Annotated in this window: 17 protein-coding genes and 1 other RNA gene; all 18 read right to left on the bottom strand. The window is 61.3% G+C overall.

Annotated elements, in window-relative coordinates; all coding sequences use genetic code 11:
- Positions 1–135: 135 nt before the first annotated feature.
- Positions 136–1,047, bottom strand: a complete 912-nt coding sequence (gene lpxC / locus ACVWVP_RS05050; RefSeq protein ID WP_003171886.1) for a UDP-3-O-acyl-N-acetylglucosamine deacetylase — start codon at positions 1,045–1,047, stop codon at positions 136–138.
- Positions 1,048–1,159: 112 nt separating this feature from the next.
- Positions 1,160–2,365: a cell division protein FtsZ gene (gene ftsZ, locus ACVWVP_RS05045; protein ID WP_178922772.1), complete on the bottom strand. Its 1,206-nt coding sequence runs from the start codon at positions 2,363–2,365 to the stop codon at positions 1,160–1,162.
- Positions 2,366–2,447: 82 nt separating this feature from the next.
- Positions 2,448–3,710 (bottom strand): cell division protein FtsA, encoded by a 1,263-nt coding sequence (gene ftsA / locus ACVWVP_RS05040; protein ID WP_178922770.1) that lies wholly within the window; start codon positions 3,708–3,710, stop codon positions 2,448–2,450.
- 15 nt (positions 3,711–3,725) lie between these two features.
- Positions 3,726–4,595, bottom strand: coding sequence for a cell division protein FtsQ/DivIB (locus tag ACVWVP_RS05035; protein WP_457404566.1), 870 nt, complete (start codon positions 4,593–4,595; stop codon positions 3,726–3,728).
- A gap of 4 nt (positions 4,596–4,599) precedes the next feature.
- Positions 4,600–5,556: a D-alanine--D-alanine ligase gene (locus ACVWVP_RS05030; RefSeq protein ID WP_457404565.1), complete on the bottom strand. Its 957-nt coding sequence runs from the start codon at positions 5,554–5,556 to the stop codon at positions 4,600–4,602.
- Entirely contained in the window at positions 5,553–6,998 is a 1,446-nt protein-coding gene (murC, locus tag ACVWVP_RS05025; protein ID WP_457404564.1) for a UDP-N-acetylmuramate--L-alanine ligase, read from the bottom strand. The genes ACVWVP_RS05030 and murC overlap by 4 nt, the downstream gene beginning before the upstream one ends.
- Positions 6,991–8,061, bottom strand: coding sequence for an undecaprenyldiphospho-muramoylpentapeptide beta-N-acetylglucosaminyltransferase (gene murG, locus ACVWVP_RS05020; RefSeq protein WP_178922765.1), 1,071 nt, complete (start codon positions 8,059–8,061; stop codon positions 6,991–6,993). The genes murC and murG overlap by 8 nt, the downstream gene beginning before the upstream one ends.
- Entirely contained in the window at positions 8,051–9,274 is a 1,224-nt protein-coding gene (gene ftsW / locus ACVWVP_RS05015; RefSeq protein ID WP_176995035.1) for a putative lipid II flippase FtsW, read from the bottom strand. The genes murG and ftsW overlap by 11 nt, the downstream gene beginning before the upstream one ends.
- Positions 9,271–10,617: a UDP-N-acetylmuramoyl-L-alanine--D-glutamate ligase gene (gene murD, locus ACVWVP_RS05010; protein ID WP_259171932.1), complete on the bottom strand. Its 1,347-nt coding sequence runs from the start codon at positions 10,615–10,617 to the stop codon at positions 9,271–9,273. Before murD ends, ftsW begins: the two co-directional genes overlap by 4 nt.
- 6 nt (positions 10,618–10,623) lie before the next feature.
- Complete coding sequence (gene mraY, locus ACVWVP_RS05005) at positions 10,624–11,706, bottom strand: phospho-N-acetylmuramoyl-pentapeptide-transferase (protein WP_123714635.1); 1,083 nt, start codon at positions 11,704–11,706, stop codon at positions 10,624–10,626.
- Positions 11,706–13,076, bottom strand: coding sequence for a UDP-N-acetylmuramoyl-tripeptide--D-alanyl-D-alanine ligase (locus ACVWVP_RS05000; RefSeq protein WP_457404562.1), 1,371 nt, complete (start codon positions 13,074–13,076; stop codon positions 11,706–11,708). The genes mraY and ACVWVP_RS05000 overlap by 1 nt, the downstream gene beginning before the upstream one ends.
- On the bottom strand, positions 13,069–14,532 hold the full coding sequence (locus ACVWVP_RS04995; protein WP_178922762.1) for a UDP-N-acetylmuramoyl-L-alanyl-D-glutamate--2,6-diaminopimelate ligase: 1,464 nt from the start codon (positions 14,530–14,532) through the stop codon (positions 13,069–13,071). The genes ACVWVP_RS05000 and ACVWVP_RS04995 overlap by 8 nt, the downstream gene beginning before the upstream one ends.
- Positions 14,532–16,274: a peptidoglycan D,D-transpeptidase FtsI family protein gene (locus ACVWVP_RS04990; protein ID WP_176995252.1), complete on the bottom strand. Its 1,743-nt coding sequence runs from the start codon at positions 16,272–16,274 to the stop codon at positions 14,532–14,534. The genes ACVWVP_RS04995 and ACVWVP_RS04990 overlap by 1 nt, the downstream gene beginning before the upstream one ends.
- A complete protein-coding gene (gene ftsL, locus ACVWVP_RS04985) occupies positions 16,274–16,567 on the bottom strand; it encodes a cell division protein FtsL (RefSeq protein ID WP_003171871.1) in 294 nt (97 codons plus the stop codon). The genes ACVWVP_RS04990 and ftsL overlap by 1 nt, the downstream gene beginning before the upstream one ends.
- On the bottom strand, positions 16,564–17,511 hold the full coding sequence (gene rsmH / locus ACVWVP_RS04980; protein WP_372339928.1) for a 16S rRNA (cytosine(1402)-N(4))-methyltransferase RsmH: 948 nt from the start codon (positions 17,509–17,511) through the stop codon (positions 16,564–16,566). Before rsmH ends, ftsL begins: the two co-directional genes overlap by 4 nt.
- A complete protein-coding gene (gene mraZ, locus ACVWVP_RS04975; RefSeq protein ID WP_003171868.1) occupies positions 17,508–17,963 on the bottom strand; it encodes a division/cell wall cluster transcriptional repressor MraZ in 456 nt (151 codons plus the stop codon). Before mraZ ends, rsmH begins: the two co-directional genes overlap by 4 nt.
- A 355-nt stretch (positions 17,964–18,318) precedes the next feature.
- An RNA gene (rnpB, locus tag ACVWVP_RS04970) (RNase P RNA component class A) lies at positions 18,319–18,672 on the bottom strand.
- Between the two features lie 96 nt (positions 18,673–18,768).
- Positions 18,769–19,674, bottom strand: a complete 906-nt coding sequence (gene rsmI / locus ACVWVP_RS04965) for a 16S rRNA (cytidine(1402)-2'-O)-methyltransferase (protein WP_178922761.1) — start codon at positions 19,672–19,674, stop codon at positions 18,769–18,771.
- Positions 19,675–19,764: the final 90 nt, after the last annotated feature.

The following is a 19,764-nucleotide window of genomic DNA, read 5'->3' as shown; positions in this document are numbered from 1 at the left end:
GGCGACGCTGGATTCAACACTGCCATCGCAGGCAAGCCAGCTCCCACATTTGAACTGCGGCGCAATCGAACTCGCAGGCATAAAAAAAGGCCACCCGAAGGTGGCCTTTCAAAACTAAAGAAAGAGAGTTGTTACTTACACCGCCGCAACGGGACGCATGTAAGAGATCGGTGCGGTGCTGGCATCTTCGAAGGTCACGACTTCCCAAGCGTCTGTCTGCTCAATCAACTTGCGCAGCAGCTGGTTGTTAAGGGCGTGGCCCGACTTGAAGCCTTTGAACTCGCCTATCAGGCTATTGCCCAGCAGGTAGAGGTCACCGATTGCATCGAGGATCTTGTGCTTCACGAATTCGTCTTCATAGCGAAGGCCGTCTTCGTTCAGTACACCATCCGCGTCGACCACGATGGCGTTTTCAACGCTGCCGCCGAGTGCGAGGTTGTGCTTGCGCAGGTACTCGATGTCACTCATGAAACCAAAGGTACGGGCGCGGCTGACTTCTTTTACGAACGAAGTGCTGGAAAAATCCACGCTTGCACTTTGGGTGCGGTCACGGAATACCGGGTGATCGAAATCGATCTCAAAGCTCACTTTGAAGCCTTCGAACGGGACGAAGGTGGCGCGCTTGTCGCCGTCTTCTACTGTCACTTCCCGCAGAATGCGAATGAACTTCTTGGCTGCGTCCTGTTCTTCCAGGCCGGCAGATTGAATCAAGAATACGAAGGGTCCAGCGCTGCCATCCATGATCGGGACTTCGGACGCGGAGAGCTCGACGTAGGCGTTATCGATGCCCAGGCCAGCCATGGCCGAGAGCAAGTGCTCCACCGTGTCCACTTTGACGTCACCGTTGACCAATGTGGTCGACATCGTGGTTTCGCCAACGTTTTCCGCGCGAGCAGGAATCTGCACCACAGGGTCCAGGTCGGCACGAACAAACACGATGCCGGTGTCGACAGGTGCAGGCTTGAGGGTCAGGTATACCTTCTCCCCGGAGTGCAGACCTACACCTGTGGCACGGATAATATTCTTCAGGGTGCGTTGTTTAATCATGGCTTGGACCGCTTGAGCGCAAATTGCGAACTGGTATCAACAAAGGCTGGCGATAATAGCAGACCAGACCTTTGCTGAACACCAATCACCTTCATAGCCCTGATACATTCCATTAATCGGCCTGACGACGCAAGAATGCCGGGATGTCCAGATAGTCCAGATCATCTTGCGGATTCGGGCTACGGGACGCCGCAGCACCGGCCTGAGCCTGGTTGCGCATCACGGTCGGACGGTCCAGGTCACGGTAGTTCACCGACGGCAGTTCCTGGCGCGCAGGCGCTGGAGCGGCAGCCGATTGGCTCGCGTGGCTGGCTTGGCTGTTGTGCAGGGTGTTGTCGATGACCTTCACAGGCTTCTCGATTTTTGCACCCAGGCCGGTGGCAACCACGGTCACATGCAGCTCGTCGCGCATGTCCGGGTCGATCACGGTGCCGACTTTGACCATGGCGTGCTCGGAAGCAAAGGCTTCGATGATGCTACCCACGTCGGAGTACTCACCCAGGGACAGGTCAGGACCGGCGGTGATGTTCACCAGGATGCCGCGTGCACCTTGCAGGTTCACGTCTTCGAGCAACGGGTTGCGGATGGCCGCTTCAGTGGCTTCACGTGCACGGTTCGGACCGCTGGCGCAACCAGTGCCCATCATGGCCATGCCCATTTCGCTCATGACAGTACGGACGTCGGCAAAGTCGACGTTGATCATGCCTGGGCGCTTGATGATGTCGGAGATACCGCGAACGGCACCGGCCAATACATCGTCAGCCTTGGCGAACGCGGACAGCAGGCTTGCGTCCTTGCCCAGGATGGTCAGCAGCTTCTCGTTGGGGATGGTGATCAACGAGTCGACGCTTTCAGACAGCAGACGGATACCTTCGTCGGCGATCTGCATGCGCTTGCGGCCTTCGAACGGGAACGGACGGGTCACGACTGCAACCGTCAGAATGCCCATTTCCTTGGCCACTTCGGCAATGATCGGCGCAGCACCGGTACCGGTACCACCGCCCATGCCCGTGGTGATGAACACCATGTTGGTGCCTTGCAGCACTTCAGCAATACGCTCGCGGTCTTCCAGGGCGGCTTGACGGCCGACTTCCGGGTTGGCGCCAGCGCCGAGGCCCTTGGTCACAGCGGTGCCCAATTGCAGGATGGTCCGCGCGCCGATGCTTTTCAGCGCCTGGGCATCAGTGTTGGCGCAGATGAATTCAACGCCTTCAATGTTGCTCTTGACCATGTGGTTGACAGCGTTGCCGCCGCCACCGCCGACACCGATCACTTTGATGACCGGGCTTGCGGGGATGTTGTCTACGAGTTCGAACATGTTCCCTCTCCTTTCATTTCTCTAGTTTTTTCGCCTACTGCTTACAACGGTGCTGCGGTGTGTCGGTGTTGCGGTAAATCGCTTAGAAGTTGCCCTTGACCCAGGCCTGCAAACGCTCGAACAACGGCGCCTTGGCTTCGTCGTCGCCGCGGTAGCTGTCACGGATGCTCGGGCCCGACAGGGAAATGCCGTCGGTCTGCTTTTGCAGCCCATACAGCAGCAAGCCCACGCCAGTGGAATAAATCGGGTTGCGCACCACGTCGCCCAGGCCCTTGACGCCATGGGGCACGCCCAGGCGAACCGGCATGTGGAAGATTTCCTCGGCCAGTTCGACCGCGCCTTCCATCTTCGAGGTACCACCGGTCAGCACGATGCCGGCCGGGATCAAATCTTCGTAGCCGCTGCGGCGCAGTTCAGCCTGGATCAGGGTGAACAGCTCGTCGTAGCGTGGCTCGACCACTTCGGCCAGGGCCTGGCGCGACAGCTCACGCGGTGGACGGTCGCCCACGCTTGGCACCTTGATGGTCTCGCCGGCACCGGCCAGCTTGGCCAGGGCGCAGGCGTAGCGGATCTTGATTTCTTCGGCGTACTGGGTCGGTGTGCGCAACGCCATGGCGATGTCGTTGGTCACTTGGTCGCCGGCAATCGGGATCACGGCGGTGTGACGGATCGCACCCTCGGTGAAGATCGCGATGTCGGTGGTGCCGCCGCCGATGTCCACCAGGCACACGCCCAGTTCTTTTTCGTCGTCAGTCAGTACCGAGTAGGCCGAGGCCAACTGCTCCAGAATGATGTCGTCGATTTCCAGGCCGCAGCGGCGCACGCATTTTTCAATGTTCTGGGCGGCGTTGACGGCGCAGGTCACCACGTGGACCTTGGCTTCCAGACGTACGCCCGACATGCCCAGGGGCTCGCGAACGCCTTCCTGGTTGTCGATCACGTAGTCCTGCGGCAGGGTGTGCAGCACGCGCTGGTCAGCCGGGATCGCCACGGCCTGGGCAGCGTCGAGGACACGCTCAAGGTCGGCGGAGCTGACTTCGCGGTCGCGGATCGCCACGATGCCGTGGGAGTTCAGGCTGCGGATATGGTTGCCCGCCACGCCGACGAACGCCGAGTGGATCCGGCAACCGGCCATCAGCTGCGCCTCTTCGATGGCGCGCTGGATCGATTGCACGGTGGACTCGATGTTCACCACCACGCCCTTCTTCAGGCCCCGGGACGGATGCGTGCCAATACCGACGATTTCGATCGTGCCGTCTTCCCCGACCTCGCCGACCAGCGCCACCACCTTGGAGGTGCCGATATCGAGACCGACGATCATTTTGCCGCTTTGCACGTTTGCCATGGGTCCTGCCTCTTCTTAATTCTTCGCGACAGCGGGTTGCGCTGCCGTGGGCGCAGCCGGTTCACGCCAGCCGACGGCAAGGCCGTTGGCGTAACGCAGGTCGACGCTCGCAATGTTCGTAATCTGTTCTTTCAAGGTCTTGTCATAGATGGCAATGAAGCGGCGCATCTTTTCCACCAAGCGGTCGCGTCCCAGCAACAACTGGATGCCCGGGCCGGAACTGCCTGCCCCGGTCGTCAAAAACCAGCTACCCCGTTCACGCAGTTCCAGGCGTGCAATGGAGAAGCCCAGTGGCCGCAGCATCTGGCTCAGGGCCTGGTACTGCTGCATCACTTGCTGCTGCGCCCGCTGCGGCCCGAACAGCTGCGGCAGGTGCTCGTAGTTGGCCAGCTCACGCGGGGTGAACGCCTGGCCCTGGTTGTTCAACAGCGCTTCGTCACCCCAACGGGCCACGGGCAGTTGTTCTTCCAGGCGGATCGTCACCTGGTCCGGCCATACGCGACGGACTTCGGCGTGGGCGATCCACGGCATCTGTTCCAGTTCCGAGCGCATGCCGGCCAGGTCGATGGTGAAGAAGCTCGCCGCCAGGTACGGGCCGATGCGCTGCTGCACCGCTTGCTGGCTGATATAGCTCAAGTCGCCCTGCACGCTGATCTTGGTGATCGGCCGGTCGGCATACGGCAACAGACGCTGCGCGCCCTCGTAGGTTCCGAAGCCCAACACCACCAGCAGCACCGGCCAGAACAGCGCCTTGAGGAAACCAAAATTGGCTTTCGGCAGGCGCGCCGACATCGGCCCTTTAGCCACCATCCGGCTGGCACCCCGTGGCACCGGCTTGCGGCTCGGTGCTTGTGGGGGCTGATGACGAAGCGATGCGCCGTTCATGTGCTTAGCCTCGAGGCTCAATGCTGGCTGCAAGGATCGCCAGCACCAACTGCTGGAAGTCCAAACCGGCGGCACGAGCTGCCATAGGAACCAGGCTGTGGTCGGTCATCCCTGGCGCGGTGTTGACTTCCAGGAACCAGAAATTCCCTTGGTCATCCTGCATCACGTCTGCCCGTGCCCAACCGGCGATACCCAGCGCCTCACAGGCTTTCGCCGTGAGGTCCATCAATTCCTGTTCTTTGGTTGCGTCAAGGCCGCACGGGATCCGGTACTGGGTATCGGAAGCCAGGTACTTGGCGTCGTAGTCGTAAAAGGTGTGGGGCGTGCCCAATGCGATAGGCGGCAATACCTGGCCACGCAGGGTGGCGATGGTGTACTCGGGACCGGAAATCCACTGTTCCACCAACACTTGCGAATCGTAGGTACTTGCCGCTTTCCATGCGTCGATCAATTCGGCGGCCGAGTTCACTTTGGCCATGCCGATACTGGAGCCTTCATGGGCAGGTTTGACGATCAAAGGCAGGCCCAGTTCCTTGGCTGCAGAAATACAATCGTCTTCGCTGCACAGAACGCTGTGACGCGGGGTTGGAATGCCCAGGCTGTGCCACACCTGCTTGGTGCGCAGCTTGTCCATCGCCAGGGCCGAAGCAAGGATGCCGCTGCCGGTGTACGGGATGCCAGCGCATTCGAGCAGGCCTTGCATGCTGCCGTCTTCACCGCCACGACCGTGGAGAATGATGAAGGCGCGGTCGATCTTCTCGGCCTGCAGACGAGCGAGGAAGTCATCGCCCACGTCGATGCCAAATGCGTTCACGCCGGCGCTTTGCAGGGCTTCGAGCACGGCATTGCCGGACTTGAGCGACACTTCGCGCTCAGCACTCTTGCCGCCGAACAGCACGGCCACGCGGCCGAAGTCGGCAGGCGCTAGGGTCGAAAACAGGGAGCCGTAATCAGTGGTCATTTCGACTTCCCCTTCTCGGCGGCAAACAGCGGGCTCGCCAGCAATTTAGGGGCAAGGCCACCAATGTCACCGGCACCCTGGCACAGCAGGATGTCGCCGGCACGCAGCAGCGGCTTGACCAGCGGCGCCAGGTCCACGCCACGCTCGATGTAGATCGGGTCCAGCTGGCCACGCTGGCGGATGCTGTTGCACAGCTTGCGGCTGTCGGCGCCCGGGATCGGTTCTTCACCGGCCGGGTACACCTCCATCAACAGCAACACGTTGGCATCGGCCAGTACATTGACGAAATCGTCGTACAGATCGCGCGTGCGGCTGTAGCGGTGCGGCTGGTAGACCATCACCAGGCGGCGCTCAGGCCAGCCACCGCGCACGGCCTTGATCACGGCCGCGACTTCGGTCGGGTGGTGACCGTAATCGTCCACCAGCATCACGTCGCCGCCTTCTACCGGCAACTGGCCGTAGACCTGGAAGCGACGGCCCACGCCGGCAAAGCGCGACAGGCCTTCGACGATGGCTTCATCGCTGACGCCTTCGTCGGTGGCGATGCAGATGGTCGCCAGGGAATTGAGCACGTTGTGGTTGCCCGGCATGTTAACCGAGACATCCAGCGGCTCGCGGTCCGGGCGCAGCACGGTGAAGAAGGTCTGCATGCCTTCCTGGCGCACATTGATGGCGCGCACGTCGGCGTCTTCGCTGAAGCCATAGGTCACGGTCGGACGCTTGACCAGCGGCAGGATCTCGCGCACCACCGGGTCGTCCAGGCACACCACGGCCAGGCCGTAGAACGGCAGGTTGTGGAGGAACTCGACGAAGGTTTTCTTCAACTTGTTGAAGTCACCGTCGTAAGTGGCCATGTGGTCTTCGTCGATGTTGGTGACCACGGCGACCAGCGGTTGCAGGTGCAGGAAGCTGGCGTCACTTTCATCGGCTTCGGCGATCAGGTAACGGCTGGTACCGAGCTGGGCATTGGTACCGGCTGCATTCAGGCGGCCACCGATCACGAACGTCGGGTCCAGACCACCGGCGGCGAACACCGAGGCGATCAGGCTGGTGGTGGTGGTTTTGCCGTGGGTACCGGCCACGGCAATACCGTGGCGATAGCGCATCAGCTCGGCCAGCATCTCGGCGCGTGGCACTACAGGAATGCGACGCTCAAGGGCAGTGGCCACTTCCGGGTTGGAGGTGTTCACGGCGCTGGACACCACCAACACGTCGGCCTCGGCAGCGTTCTCGGCGCGGTGGCCGATGAAGATCTGTGCGCCAAAGGTTTTCAGGCGGTCGGTAACCAGCGACTCTTTCAGGTCGGAGCCGGACACCTGGTAGCCCAGGTTCAGCAAGACTTCGGCGATACCGCACATGCCCACGCCGCCGATGCCGACGAAGTGGATACGGCGGATGCGGCGCATCTCGGGTTGCGGCATGGCTTTCTGATTCTCAACCATGGGCCACCTCCAGGCAGATATCGACCACGGTGCGGGTTGCGTCAGGTTTGGCCAGGCGGCTTGCGGTGCTCGCCATGCTGTTGAGTCGTTCCGGTTGCATCAAAACCTCGGTCAGGCGTGCGGCCAAATCGGCGGCGCCAGTCGTTCTTTGCGGCAGCAGGAAGGCAGCGCCCTCCCCGGCCAAATATTCGGCGTTGCGGGTCTGGTGATCGTCGATCGCGTGGGGCAAAGGCACCAGCAAGGACGGCAGACCGGCGGCAGCCAGTTCACTGACGGTCAGCGCACCGGAGCGGCAGACCACCAGGTCGGCCCAGCCATAGGCGTGGGCCATGTCTTTGATGAAGGGCTGTACGTTCGCCTCCACACCGGCTTCGCGATAACGCGTGGCGGTGACTTCACCGTGATCTTTGCCGGCCTGATGGAAGACTTCCGGGCGCAATTCCACAGGGAGTTGCGCCAGCGCTTCGGGCAGCAATTTGTTCAAGGGCTCGGAGCCCAGGCTACCGCCCATGATCAGCAGGTGCGCCTTGCGCCCGGCCAGTGCCTGGCGAGCGATGTCCATGAACAGTTCCGTGCGCACCGGGTTGCCGGTAGTACGCAATTTGTCGGATGCACCAAAGGTCTTCGGGAAGGCCTCGCACACCCGGGCGGCCAAGGGCACCAACAGGCGGTTGGCGGTACCGGCCACGGCGTTCTGCTCGTGCACGATCACCGGCACGCCGGCGAGCTTGGCGGCAACACCACCCGGCCCGGTCACGTACCCACCAAAACCAAGCACACACACAGGCTTCAATTCACGGATGACCTTGCGCGCCTGCCACACCGCCTTGAGCAACACGAACGGCGCCTTGAGCAGGGACAATTTGCTCTTGCCGCGCAGGCCGGACACATTGATCAGGTGCAGCGGCAAACCGGCGTTGGGCACCAGCTCGTTTTCAATGCCACGGGGTGTACCCAGCCAGTGCACGGTGTAGCCACGGCTCTGGAATTCCCGCGCGCACGCCAGGGCCGGGAACACGTGGCCCCCGGTACCGCCTGCCATGATCAGCACATTAGCGCCCATGGGTCGGCTCCTCGGCGAAGTCGCTTTCGCTGAACTCCATCTCTTCGCTGCCCAAGTGAGTTCGACTCTCCCACTCGATGCGCAGCAACAAGCCCAGGCACGCGCAGCAGATCACCAACGAACTGCCGCCGTAACTGAGGAACGGCAAGGTCAGGCCCTTGGTCGGCAGCAAGCCGACGTTCACACCGATGTTGATCAGGAACTGGCCGATCCACAGGAACGACAAGCCGTAGGCCACATACGCGGCGAAATACTGTTTGGCCTTCTCGGCCCACAAGCCGATGTACATGCCACGCACACACACGAATACGAACAGCGCGACGGTGCACAGCGAACCGACCACACCCAGCTCTTCGGCGAGTACCGAGAACACGAAGTCGGTGTGCGCTTCCGGCAGGTAGAACTGCTTCTGCACGCTGTTGCCCAGGCCCACGCCCAGCCACTCGCCGCGACCGAAGGCGATCAGCGCCTGGGTCAACTGGTAGCCGGAGCCGAACTGGTCGGACCATGGGTCGGTAAAGGTGATCAGACGGGCCATCCGGTAGGGTTGCGCCTGGACCAGAATGGTCACGGCCGCCACCGCCAGCACCACCATCAAGGTGAAGCGGAACAGGCCCACGCCCCCGAGGAACAGCATCGCCGCCGCCGCGCCCATCATCACGACGGTGGCACCGAAGTCGGGCTCCATCAGCAACAGGCCGGCCATGGGCAGCAGCACGATGAACGGCTTGAAGAAGCCCATCCAGCTTTCGCGCACTTCCTTCTGACGACGCACCAGGTAACCGGCGAGGTAGATCACCACAAACACCTTGGCGATTTCCGACGGCTGTACGTTGAACGCGCCGAAGCCGATCCAGCGCATCGAACCGTTCACCTCGCGGCCGATGCCGGGCAGGATCACCATGATCAGCAAGCCAAACGCACCGATCAGCATCAACCAGCCCAGGCGTTGCCAGGTGGCGATAGGGATCATCATGGTGACGATGCACGTGCCGAGGCCGATCACCAGGTACACCAGGTGACGGATCATCATGTACAGGGTGTTGCCCGACTGCACGGCGGCCACTTCAGACGACGCCGAGGTGATCATCACCAGGCCCAGGCCCAGCAGCGCGAGGCAACCGGCGAGCATCGGGAAATCCAGGTCGATGCCACGGCCGGTAATGATCGGCGACGGGTAGGGCTTGATGATGTTACGGAAGTTGATACTCATGCCAAGGCCTCCACGCCGCGGGCGAACAGCTGGCCGCGCTCTTCGTAGTTCTTGAACATGTCGAAACTGGCACACGCCGGCGACAGCAACACGGCATCGCCGGGTTGGGCCAGGGCGTGGCATTGGGCGATGGCATCGTCCAGGGAGGTGGCACGTACCTGCGGCACGCCGTCACCGAGGGCGGCGGCGATCACGTCGGCGTCGCGGCCCATCAGCACCACGGCGCGGCACTGAGCAGCCACCGGGCCTTTAAGGTCTTTGAAGTCGGCGCCTTTGCCGTCACCACCAAGGATCAGCACCAGCTTGCCTTCGATATCGGCACCCAGGCCTTCGATAGCGGCCAATGCAGCACCAACGTTAGTGGCCTTGGAGTCGTTGTAGTAGCTCACGCCATTCAAGTCGCGCACCCACTGGCAACGGTGCTCAAGCCCGGCGAAGGTGCGCAGGCTCGACAACATGGCATCGAACGGCAGGCCCACGGCATGCCCCAGCGCCAACGCCGCCAGGGCATTGGACTGGTTATGCGCGCCACGGATCTTCAACTCACGCACCGGCATCAGGTTCTGGAATTCGAAGGCCAGGTATTTCTCGCCATTCTCCTCACGAATGCCAAAGGCTTTGAAATCGGGTTTGCCCAGGCCAAAGGTCCAGCACGGCAGGCCTTCGCCCATCAGCGGACGGCTCAGGGCATCCTGGCGGTTGACCACCACTTGCCTGGCACCCCGGAAGATCCGGTGCTTGGCCAGGTGATAAGCCGGCAGGCCGCTGTAGCGGTCCATGTGGTCTTCACTCACGTTCAGCACGGTCGCCACTTCGGCGCCGAGGTCGTGGGTGGTTTCCAGCTGGAAGCTCGACAGCTCCATCACGTACAGCTCGACATCGTCGCTGAGCAGGTCCAGCGCCGGGGTGCCAAGGTTGCCGCCCACGGCCACGCGCTTGCCGGCCGCAGCCGCCATCTCGCCGACCAGGGTGGTCACGGTGCTTTTCGCGTTGGAGCCGCTGATGGCCACGATGGGCGCCTTCGCGTTACGCGCGAACAGGTCGATGTCGCCGGACAGCTTCACGCCACGGGCCGCAGCGGCTTGCAGGGCCGGTGTCGCCAGGGCCAGGCCGGGGCTCACGTAGAGCTCGTCGGCACGGCACAGAAACTCGACATCCAGCTCGCCACAACGCACTTCCACGTGCGGGTAGTCACGGCGCAGCGTGACCAGCTCCGGTGGATTTTCCCGCGTGTCGGCCACGGCAAACGACGTGCCCCGGTTCGCCAGGAAGCGAACCAGGGACATGCCGCTCTTGCCGAGGCCGACAACGATGCGGAAGTGGTCTGAAGCGATCAGGGACACTCGTTTCTACCTCAGTTTCAGGGTGGCAAGGCCGATCAGCACCAGAATCACAGTGATGATCCAGAAGCGGACGATCACGCGTGGCTCGGGCCAGCCCTTGAGTTCAAAGTGGTGGTGAATCGGCGCCATGCGGAATACACGGCGCCCGGTCAATTTGAAGGAGGCCACCTGGATGACCACCGACAGGGTTTCCATCACGAACACACCGCCCATGATGAACAACACGATTTCCTGGCGAACGATCACCGCGATGGTGCCCAGGGCCGCGCCCAGCGCCAGTGCGCCGACGTCACCCATGAAGACTTGCGCCGGGTAGGTGTTGAACCACAGGAAGCCCAGGCCGGCACCAATCAGCGCGCCGCAGAACACGATCAACTCACCTGCGCCCGGTACGTAGGGGATCAGCAGGTATTCCGCGAATTTCACGTTACCCGACAGGTAGCAGAAGATGCCGAGCGCGCCGCCCACCATCACCGTCGGCATGATCGCCAGGCCGTCGAGGCCGTCAGTCAGGTTGACCGCGTTGCTGGAGCCCACGATCACGAAATAGGTCAGCACCACGAAGCCGATGCCCAGTGGAATGCTGGCATCCTTGAGCATCGGGATGATCAAGGTGGTTTCCACCGCGCTTGGCGCCGTGGTGTAGAGGAAGATCGCTGCGGCCAGGCCGAACACCGACTGCCAGAAATATTTCCAGCGGCTCGGCAGGCCCTTGGAGTTTTTCTCGATCACTTTGCGGTAGTCATCGACCCAGCCGATGGCGCCGAACAACAGGGTTACCAGCAGCACCACCCACACGTAGCGGTTGTGCAGGTCGGCCCACAGCAGGGTGCTGATACCAATGGACGACAGGATCAACGCACCGCCCATGGTCGGGGTGCCGGATTTGGACAGGTGAGACTGCGGGCCGTCATTGCGAACCGATTGACCAATTTGCAGGTTCTGCAGGGTGCGGATCATCCACGGCCCCAGGAACAGCGACAGAGACAGCGCGGTCAGCACACCCAGGATCCCGCGCAGGGTCAGGTACTGAAAGACCGCGAAGCCTTTGTAGAACTGTTGCAGATACTCAGCCAGCAGCAGCAGCATTAATGTTTCTCCGTACTTGAGCCACACAAGGCCGCGACGACGTTTTCCATCACCGCGCTGCGCGATCCCTTGATCAAAATGGTTGTCTGTTTGTCTTGTTCAGCCGTGACCAGCGCCTGGATCAGCTCGGCCTGGCTCGCGAAATGCCGCGCGCCGAGGCCGAAGGCGTCGACGGCATGGGCCATGTTCGTGCCGACCGCGTAGAGCGCGTCGACTTTGCCAGCGGCGTAGGCACCCACTTCGCGGTGACCTTGCTCGGCCCAATCACCCAACTCGCCGATGTCACCCAGCACCAGCACTTTGCGCCCGGCAAAGGTCTTGAGCAGGTCAACGGCGGCATTGATCGAGGACGGGTTGGCGTTGTAAGTGTCATCAATGACGCGCATGCCATTGGTGGCCAGTTGCGCGACGGTGCGCCCTTTGACCGGCTGCACGGCGCCCAAGCCTGTGGCGATGCCGAACAGCGACACGCCCAAGGCGTAAGCCGCAGCCGCAGCCGCCAGGGCATTGGCGACGTTATGGTTGCCCAACAGGTTCAACTGCACGTGCTCACTGCCTTGCGGGGTATGCAAGGTGAAAGACGGGCAACCACGGGCATCCACGGTGATGCTGGAGGCATGGAAGTCGGCGGCGGCGTTGAGCACGGCAAACGTCAGGACCTTGCGCCCGGCAGCGCGTACGCGCCAGGTTTCAAAAGCCTTGTCGTCCAGGTTCAGTACAGCGGTGCCCGAGGCATCAAGACCTTCAAGGATTTCACCCTTGGCCTCGACGATTTTTTCCGGGCCGCCGAACTCGCCCACGTGGGCGGTGCCGGCATTGTTGATGATTACCACGTGGGGCTTGGTCAACGCCACGGTGTAGGCGATTTCGCCGATACGCGAAGCGCCCAGCTCGATGACGGCCGCCGTGTGTTCCGGGGCCAGTTCGAGCAGGGTCAACGGTGCGCCGAAGTCATTGTTCAGGTTGCCACGGGTGGCATGTACCGGCCCGCGCGTGCGCAGGATACCGGCGAGCAGTTCCTTGACGGTGGTCTTGCCGCTGGAACCGGTGACGGCGGCCACTGGCTTGTCAAACGCGGCGCGGTTGAGCGCACCCAGCTGGCCCAGGGCCAGGCGGGTGTCAGCGACCAGCAGCTGCGGCAAGGTGGACTCTGCCACTTCGCGCTGCACCAAGGCACCTACGGCGCCTTTGGCGGCGACATCATTCAGGTAGTCATGGCCATCGAAGCGCGGGCCGGCCAGTGCTACGAACAACTGCCCCGGCTTGATGTTGCGACTGTCGATACTGACGCCGTCGAAGCTGCAATCGCTCGACAACACACGGGCCGACAGGGCCTGGGTCAGTTCGCTGAATGTCATCGCTTTAAGCATGGGCGACCTCCCAGGCGGTCAGGGCGTGATCCGCCTCGACCAGGTCGGAGAAGGCATGACGCTCGCCGTTGATTTCCTGATAGTCCTCGTGACCTTTACCGGCCAGCACCACCACGTCGTCAGCACTGGCGCTGGCGATCAATTGGGCGATGGCTGCGCCACGACCAGCAACGAAGGTCGCGTGGGACGCGTCTTTAAAACCGACACGGATGTCATCGAAAATCTGGCTCGGGTCTTCGCTGCGCGGGTTGTCGTCGGTGACGAGCACACCGTCGGCCAGGCGCTCGACGATCTCGGCCATCAGCGGACGCTTGCCGCGATCACGATCACCGCCGCAGCCGAACAGGCACAGGAGCTTGCCCTTGGCGTGTGGGCGCAGGGCGACCAATACTTTTTCCAGGGCGTCCGGGGTGTGGGCGTAATCGACCACCACCAGCGGCTGCTTGCCGCCACCCAAGCGCTGCATGCGACCTACCGGGCCTTCCAGCTTGGGCAGTACACGCAAGATTTCATCCAGTGCGTAATCCAGGCCGAGCAAGGCGCCGATAGCCGCCAGGGTGTTGCTCAGGTTGAAGCGGCCGAGCAAGCTGCTGCGCAAATGATGTTCGCCCTGCGGCGTTACCAAGGTCGCGAGCACACCTTCGTCATTGAAGTGGGCATCACGGCAATACAGGTACGCACTGGAATCTTCCAGGCTGTAGCTGATCAGGCGCGATTCACGGTCTTCGGCTGCCAGTTGGCGGCCGAATGCGTCATCCAGGTTCACCACGCGGCACTTGAGGTCATTCCAGGCAAACAGCTTGGCCTTCTCGGCAGCGTAGGCCTCCATGGTGCCGTGGTAATCCAGGTGATCGCGGGACAGGTTGGTCATCACCGCCACATCAAAGGCCAGCGCCGCAACGCGCCCTTGGTGCAAGCCGTGGGACGACACTTCCATGGCAACCGCCTTGGCCCCGGCCTTTTTCAGGTCGGCCAGGGTCGCTTGCACGGCAATCGGGTTTGGCGTGGTGTGCAGGCCGCTTTGCAGCGCGCCATAGAAGCCAGTGCCCAACGTACCAACGATGCCGCAGTGTTGCCCCAGCAGATCCAGGGCCTGGGCGATCAGTTGGGTCACGCTGGTCTTGCCGTTGGTGCCGGTGACGCCGACCAGGTTCAGCTGGCGGCTCGGGTCGCCATAAAAACGCCCGGCGATATCCGACAGTTGTGCAGCCAGGCCCTTGACCGGAATCAGCGGCACGTCAGTGATCGGCAATACGGTGGCGCCTTCTACTTCATACGCCACGGCGGCCGCACCGCGCTGCAACGCGTCGGCGATGTGCGCGCGACCATCGAACTTGCCGCCGGGTACCGCCAGGAACAGGTCACCGGCGCGTACGTTACGGCTGTCCAGGCTCAACTCGCGAATCAGCAGATCACGACCGGCGTGGGCAAAAATCTTATTTAGGCTAAGAGACATCAGCCGCGCCCTCCATTGGCTTTTGCAGCAGCGGCCGGTGGTCCGGCGTTCGCTTGTTGGGTCGGCGGCAGGTTGTCCGGCGTGATGTTCATCAGGCGCAGGGTGCCGGACATCACTTTGCTGAACACCGGCGCCGATACCAGGCCACCGAAGTAGCCTGCTTTACTCGGTTCATCGATCACGACGACGATGGCGTAGCGTGGGTCGCTCATCGGGCCGAAGCCGGCGAACAGCGAACGGTAGGAGTTCTCGGCGTAGCCCTTGGTGCCCACCGACGTCTTACGCGCAGTACCCGACTTGCCCGCCACGTGATACGCCGGCACCTGGGCACGGAACACACCGCGGGGTGCTTCGATCACTTGTTGCAACATGCCTTGCATGGTCTTGGCGACGTTTTCCGGAATCACCTGGGTCGATTTCGGCGCTTCGTCGACATGGATCAGGCTCAGGGGCACCATGCGGCCATTGTTCGCCAATACGGAGAAGGCGTGAGCCAGTTGGATGGCAGTCACCGACAGGCCGTAGCCGTAGGACAGCGTGGCGGTTTCGGCTTTTTTCCAGTCACGGTAGTTCGGTAGGTTACCGACGCGCTCACCTGGAAAATCGAGGCCGGTGGGCTGGCCCAGGCCGATTTTTTGCGCCAGGTGGTAGATGGTCTCGCCGCCGATATCGAAGGCGACCTTACTCATGCCCACGTTACTGGAGTTGATCAGGATACCTGTCAGATCCAACACCGGGCCTTCGGTACGCGATACGTCACGAATGGTGTATTTGCCCAATTGCAGGGTGCCAGGGTACACCTCGACCTTGTCGCTGGGTTTCCAGCGTCCGGTTTCGAGGGCGGCACTCATGGAGATGGCTTTCATGGTCGAACCCGGCTCGAACACGTCGATCATGGCGCGGTTACGCATCATCGCCGGCTGCAGGTTGCGACGGTTGTTCGGGTTGTAGGTCGGCTGGTTGACCATGGCGAGGATCTCGCCGGTCTTCACGTCCATGATCACCAGGCTGCCGGCCTTGGCGCCGTTCTCGATGATCGCGTTACGCAGCTCGCGGTTGGCCAGGTATTGCAGGCGCAGGTCAATCGACAACGCCAAGGGCTTACCGGCCTTGGCGTTTTTGGTGACTTGGACATCCTTGATCAGTCTGCCGCGCCGATCCTTGATGACTTGCCGTTTGCCGGGAACCCCGGCCAGCCATTCGTCGTAGGCCAGTTCCACCCCTTCGCGACCGTGGTCATCGATGTCGGTAAAGCCGACCATGTGGGCGGTGGTTTCACCGGCCGGGTAGAAACGACGGAACTCCTCGATGCCGTAGACACCGGGGACTTTAAGATCGAGCACTTGCTGGCCTTGCTCGGGGGTCAGCCCACGAACGAGGTAGATGAATTCTTTATTGGCCTGGGCTTCCAGGCGCTCGGCGAGTGCCTTCGGGTCTTGGCCAAGGGCGGCGGCGAGTTCCGGCCACTTGTCCTTGGCCACCTGCAGTTCCTTGGCGTTGGCCCACAGGGTGGTGACCGGGGTACTGACGGCCAGGGGCTCACCGTTACGGTCGGTGATGAGGCCGCGGTGTGCAGGAATAGGAATATGACGCAGGCTGCGGGCATCGCCCTGGCCGATCAGGAAGTCGCGATCGACCACTTGCAGGTCGATGATGCGCCACGCAATCGCGCCCACCATCAACGCGAGCAAGCCCAGCACCACGCGGAAGCGCCATGGGTAGAGTGCGCCTTCAAGTTTCATCATGGCGCCACCATGCGGACTTCCGCCGCGCCTGGAATGTGCATTTTCAGCTGTTCGGTGGCCAGCACTTCGATACGGCTGTGGGCCGTCCAGGTGCTTTGTTCGAGGATCAACCGCCCCCACTCCGCCTGCGCCTTGTCACGCACGCTCAATTCCCCATACAGGGTGTTGAGCAACTGACGGTTCCAGTGGGCGCTGTAGGACACCGCAATCGCGGATACCAGCACGCCGATAAACAGCAGCAACATGAAGAAGCTGCCGCCCGGAAGGGGCTTGGCGAAAAGCTTGCTCACCGCAACTTCTCCGCAACACGCATGACAGCGCTACGGGCACGTGGGTTGGCCTTGAGTTCGGCTTCGGAAGCGAACTGCGCTTTGCCATGGATTTTGATTTTCGGCACAAAGGCTTCGAAACGTACCGGCAGGTTGCGCGGCAGGTTGTCGGACTCGCCCTTGACCAGACGACGCATGAACAGTTTGACGATACGGTCTTCCAGGGAGTGGAAGCTGATCACCACCAGGCGACCGCCCACTTCCAACGACTCAAGGGCAGCCTCAAGGCCAGCCTCCAGGTCGCCCAATTCGTTGTTGACGTGAATGCGCAGGCCCTGGAACGCACGGGTCGCCGGGTTCTTGCCTTTTTCCCACGCAGGGTTGGCGACCTTCAGCACTTCAGCCAGGTCGGCGGTGCGTTCAAATGGCTGGATCTCGCGGCGCTCGACCACGGCACGGGCCATGCGGCCGGCGAAACGCTCTTCACCGTATTCCTTGAAGACGCGGGCGATTTCTTCCACCGGTGCGGTGGCGATGAACTGCGCAGCACTGATACCCCGCGTGGGGTCCATGCGCATGTCGAGAGGGCCGTCGTTCATGAAACTGAAGCCGCGCTCCGGGTCATCGAGCTGGGGCGAGGACACGCCCAGGTCGAGCAAAACCCCGGCCACCTTGCCTGCCATGCCGCGCTCGGCCACTTCGGCCCCCAACTCGGCAAAGCTACGCTGCACAACGACAAAGCGGCCGTCTTCGGCCGCTAGCGCTTGCCCGGTGGCAATCGCTTGAGGGTCTTTGTCGAACCCGAGGAGTTTGCCGTCGGACCCGAGCTGGCTGAGTATCAGCCGGCTATGCCCGCCCCTGCCGAAGGTGCCATCCAGATAGCAGCCATCCGCGCGTACGGCGAGAGCCTCAACGGCTTCGTCAAGCAGTACGGTGATGTGGTTAAAGCCGCTATCAATAGTCACAGGATCAAATCACGCAGTTCATCAGGCATGGCGCCCGGTTGTTGAATAGCAGCCAGGTCCGCTGCAGACACAGCATCCCAGGCATCTTCGTCCCACAATTGGAACTTGTTCAGTTGGCCCACCAGCATTGCGCGCTTGTCCAGCTTGGCGTACTCGCGCAAACGCGGCGGCACCAGGAAACGACCACTGCCATCGAGCTCGAGGTCGACGGCATTACCAATCAGCAAACGCTGCAGGCGACGGTTTTCTTCACGCAATGAAGGCAGCGCGCGCAACTTGGTTTCAATCAACTCCCACTCATCGAGCGGGTAAACACACAAACAAGGGTCAACGGCATCAATGGTGATGATCAACTGTCCGGAACTTCGCGAAATGAGCTCGTCACGATACCGGCTCGGCATGGCGAGACGGCCTTTTGCATCGAGACTGATAGCGTTAGCTCCGCGAAACACAGATGCGTTTCTCCAAATTTTAGCGTTTTACGTTCAAAAAACCCACTTTGTGCCACTTTCCGCCACTTGCGCACACTATAGGAATGCGCCCACCACACCGTCAAGGCGCGGATTCAAGGAAAAGCCTTACAGAACGGAGATTTAGGAGCGTAAAAGGAGGAGAAACCAGAGTTCGGCGATGTTTTTGGCCCAACAAGCACAAATAGCTCAAAGAGCTATGGCTTAAAGTTAAAGTGATTTATTAAGAGTAAGATTTTTTTGGTATTACGAAGATGCATCTGCCAATGATTCGGCAGGGAGGGATTCTTGCGTTACTACCGGGTTTCTGCTCGAGATTCGGACAGAAGGAAAAAAGGTGGAGAGTCGATCTATAAGCCGGGTTCTGTCTTGAACAGTCATTCGTCTACGATGGCCATCACTGGACATCTTTAGCAACCTACCCGGTCCCAGCGCGGGCCACGCCTTGGGACCCTATTTGGTCTTGCTCCAAGTGGGGTTTACCTAGCCACGAACTGTTGCCAGTCGTGCGGTGCGCTCTTACCGCACCTTTTCACCCTTACCGGCACCGAAGTGCTTAGGCGGTTATTTTCTGTGGCACTTTCCGTAGGCTCACGCCTCCCAGGCATTACCTGGCACTTCGCCCTATGGAGCCCGGACTTTCCTCCCCCCCCTAATTCTCATAGAGGGCAGCGACTGTCCAATCGACTCTCCGCCGCGCAGGTTAACGGCACGACGGACTTAGGACAAGTAATAAAAGTTCAGAATGGCCATCACGTTCAGACGGAATACAGGATTAACCCCGGAACTATTCGCCTTTTTGTTTATCCAGCGCGGCTTGATATAAGAGATTCTTGCGCACACCGGTAATTTCCGCTGCCAACGCCGCTGCTCTTTTAAGCGGCATCTCCGCGAGCAATAGATCCAGAATACGCATGGCCTCGCTGCCGACCGCGTCTTCATTCTCGGGAGCGGCCCAACCCGCCACCAGCACCACGCACTCGCCACGCTGCTGGTTGCTGTCCCCCTCGACAAAGGCCCGCAGCTCTTCGAGCGGCAGGCCTTTGAGGGTTTCAAAGGTTTTGGTCAGTTCGCGCGCCAGCAACGCCAAGCGCTCGCCCCCGAACACCAACTCCATGTCCTGCAGGCATTCAAGGATGCGATGGGGGGCTTCGTAGAAGATCAGGGTGCGCGGTTCTTCCTTCAGCGCCTGCAGGCGAGCACGCCGCCCCACCGCCTTGGCCGGCAGGAAACCTTCAAAGATAAAGCGGTCCGAAGGCAGCCCCGCTGCCGATAACGCGGCAATCAGTGCGCACGCTCCCGGAACAGGCACTACATTGATACCAGCGGCCCGCGCCTGGCGAACCAGGTGATAGCCTGGATCGGAGATCAGCGGCGTGCCCGCATCGGAGATCAGCGCCACGTCGTCACCGGCCAACAGGCGCACGATAAAGCGACTGCCTTCTTCACGCTCGTTGTGCTCGTGACAGGCCGCTAATGGCGTGCTGATACCAAAATGCTGCATCAGGCGTTGAGAGTGACGGGTGTCTTCGGCCGCGATCAATTTTACGTCGCGCAACACTTTCAGCGCCCGGGCACTGATGTCGTCCAGGTTGCCAATGGGCGTCGCCACGACAAAAAGCGAGCCTGCAGTGGAATTCAAAGGACCTGGAGCAGTCAAAACGCACACCTCGATGGTTGGCAAAAGCGCCATTGTAGCGCGTAGATGCCTCGAAAATATGCCATCACGGCCGATGCCTTTTCAGCCGCCGATCGCCAATAGCAACATTTGCACGACCTAAAT

The organism is Pseudomonas sp. TE24901, from assembly GCF_054058375.1.
Note: the sequence above shows the minus strand (reverse complement) of the source record. Positions and strands in the feature narration are given on the sequence as shown.

Excerpts from the sequence above, each read along its gene's own strand:
- ACVWVP_RS05035 (WP_457404566.1), bottom strand. The coding sequence starts at position 4,595 with ATGAACGGCGCATCGCTTCGTCATCAGCCCCCACAAGCACCGAGCCGC.
- murC (WP_457404564.1), bottom strand. The coding sequence starts at position 6,998 with ATGGTTGAGAATCAGAAAGCCATGCCGCAACCCGAGATGCGCCGCATC.
- mraY (WP_123714635.1), bottom strand. The coding sequence starts at position 11,706 with ATGCTGCTGCTGCTGGCTGAGTATCTGCAACAGTTCTACAAAGGCTTC.
- ACVWVP_RS05030 (WP_457404565.1), bottom strand. The coding sequence starts at position 5,556 with ATGACCACTGATTACGGCTCCCTGTTTTCGACCCTAGCGCCTGCCGAC.
- murG (WP_178922765.1), bottom strand. The coding sequence starts at position 8,061 with ATGGGCGCTAATGTGCTGATCATGGCAGGCGGTACCGGGGGCCACGTG.
- ACVWVP_RS05000 (WP_457404562.1), bottom strand. The coding sequence starts at position 13,076 with ATGCTTAAAGCGATGACATTCAGCGAACTGACCCAGGCCCTGTCGGCC.
- ACVWVP_RS04995 (WP_178922762.1), bottom strand. The coding sequence starts at position 14,532 with ATGTCTCTTAGCCTAAATAAGATTTTTGCCCACGCCGGTCGTGATCTG.
- ftsZ (WP_178922772.1), bottom strand. The coding sequence starts at position 2,365 with ATGTTCGAACTCGTAGACAACATCCCCGCAAGCCCGGTCATCAAAGTG.
- ftsA (WP_178922770.1), bottom strand. The coding sequence starts at position 3,710 with ATGGCAAACGTGCAAAGCGGCAAAATGATCGTCGGTCTCGATATCGGC.
- rsmI (WP_178922761.1), bottom strand. The coding sequence starts at position 19,674 with ATGGCGCTTTTGCCAACCATCGAGGTGTGCGTTTTGACTGCTCCAGGT.
- ACVWVP_RS04990 (WP_176995252.1), bottom strand. The coding sequence starts at position 16,274 with ATGAAACTTGAAGGCGCACTCTACCCATGGCGCTTCCGCGTGGTGCTG.
- lpxC (WP_003171886.1), bottom strand. The coding sequence starts at position 1,047 with ATGATTAAACAACGCACCCTGAAGAATATTATCCGTGCCACAGGTGTA.
- ftsW (WP_176995035.1), bottom strand. The coding sequence starts at position 9,274 with ATGAGTATCAACTTCCGTAACATCATCAAGCCCTACCCGTCGCCGATC.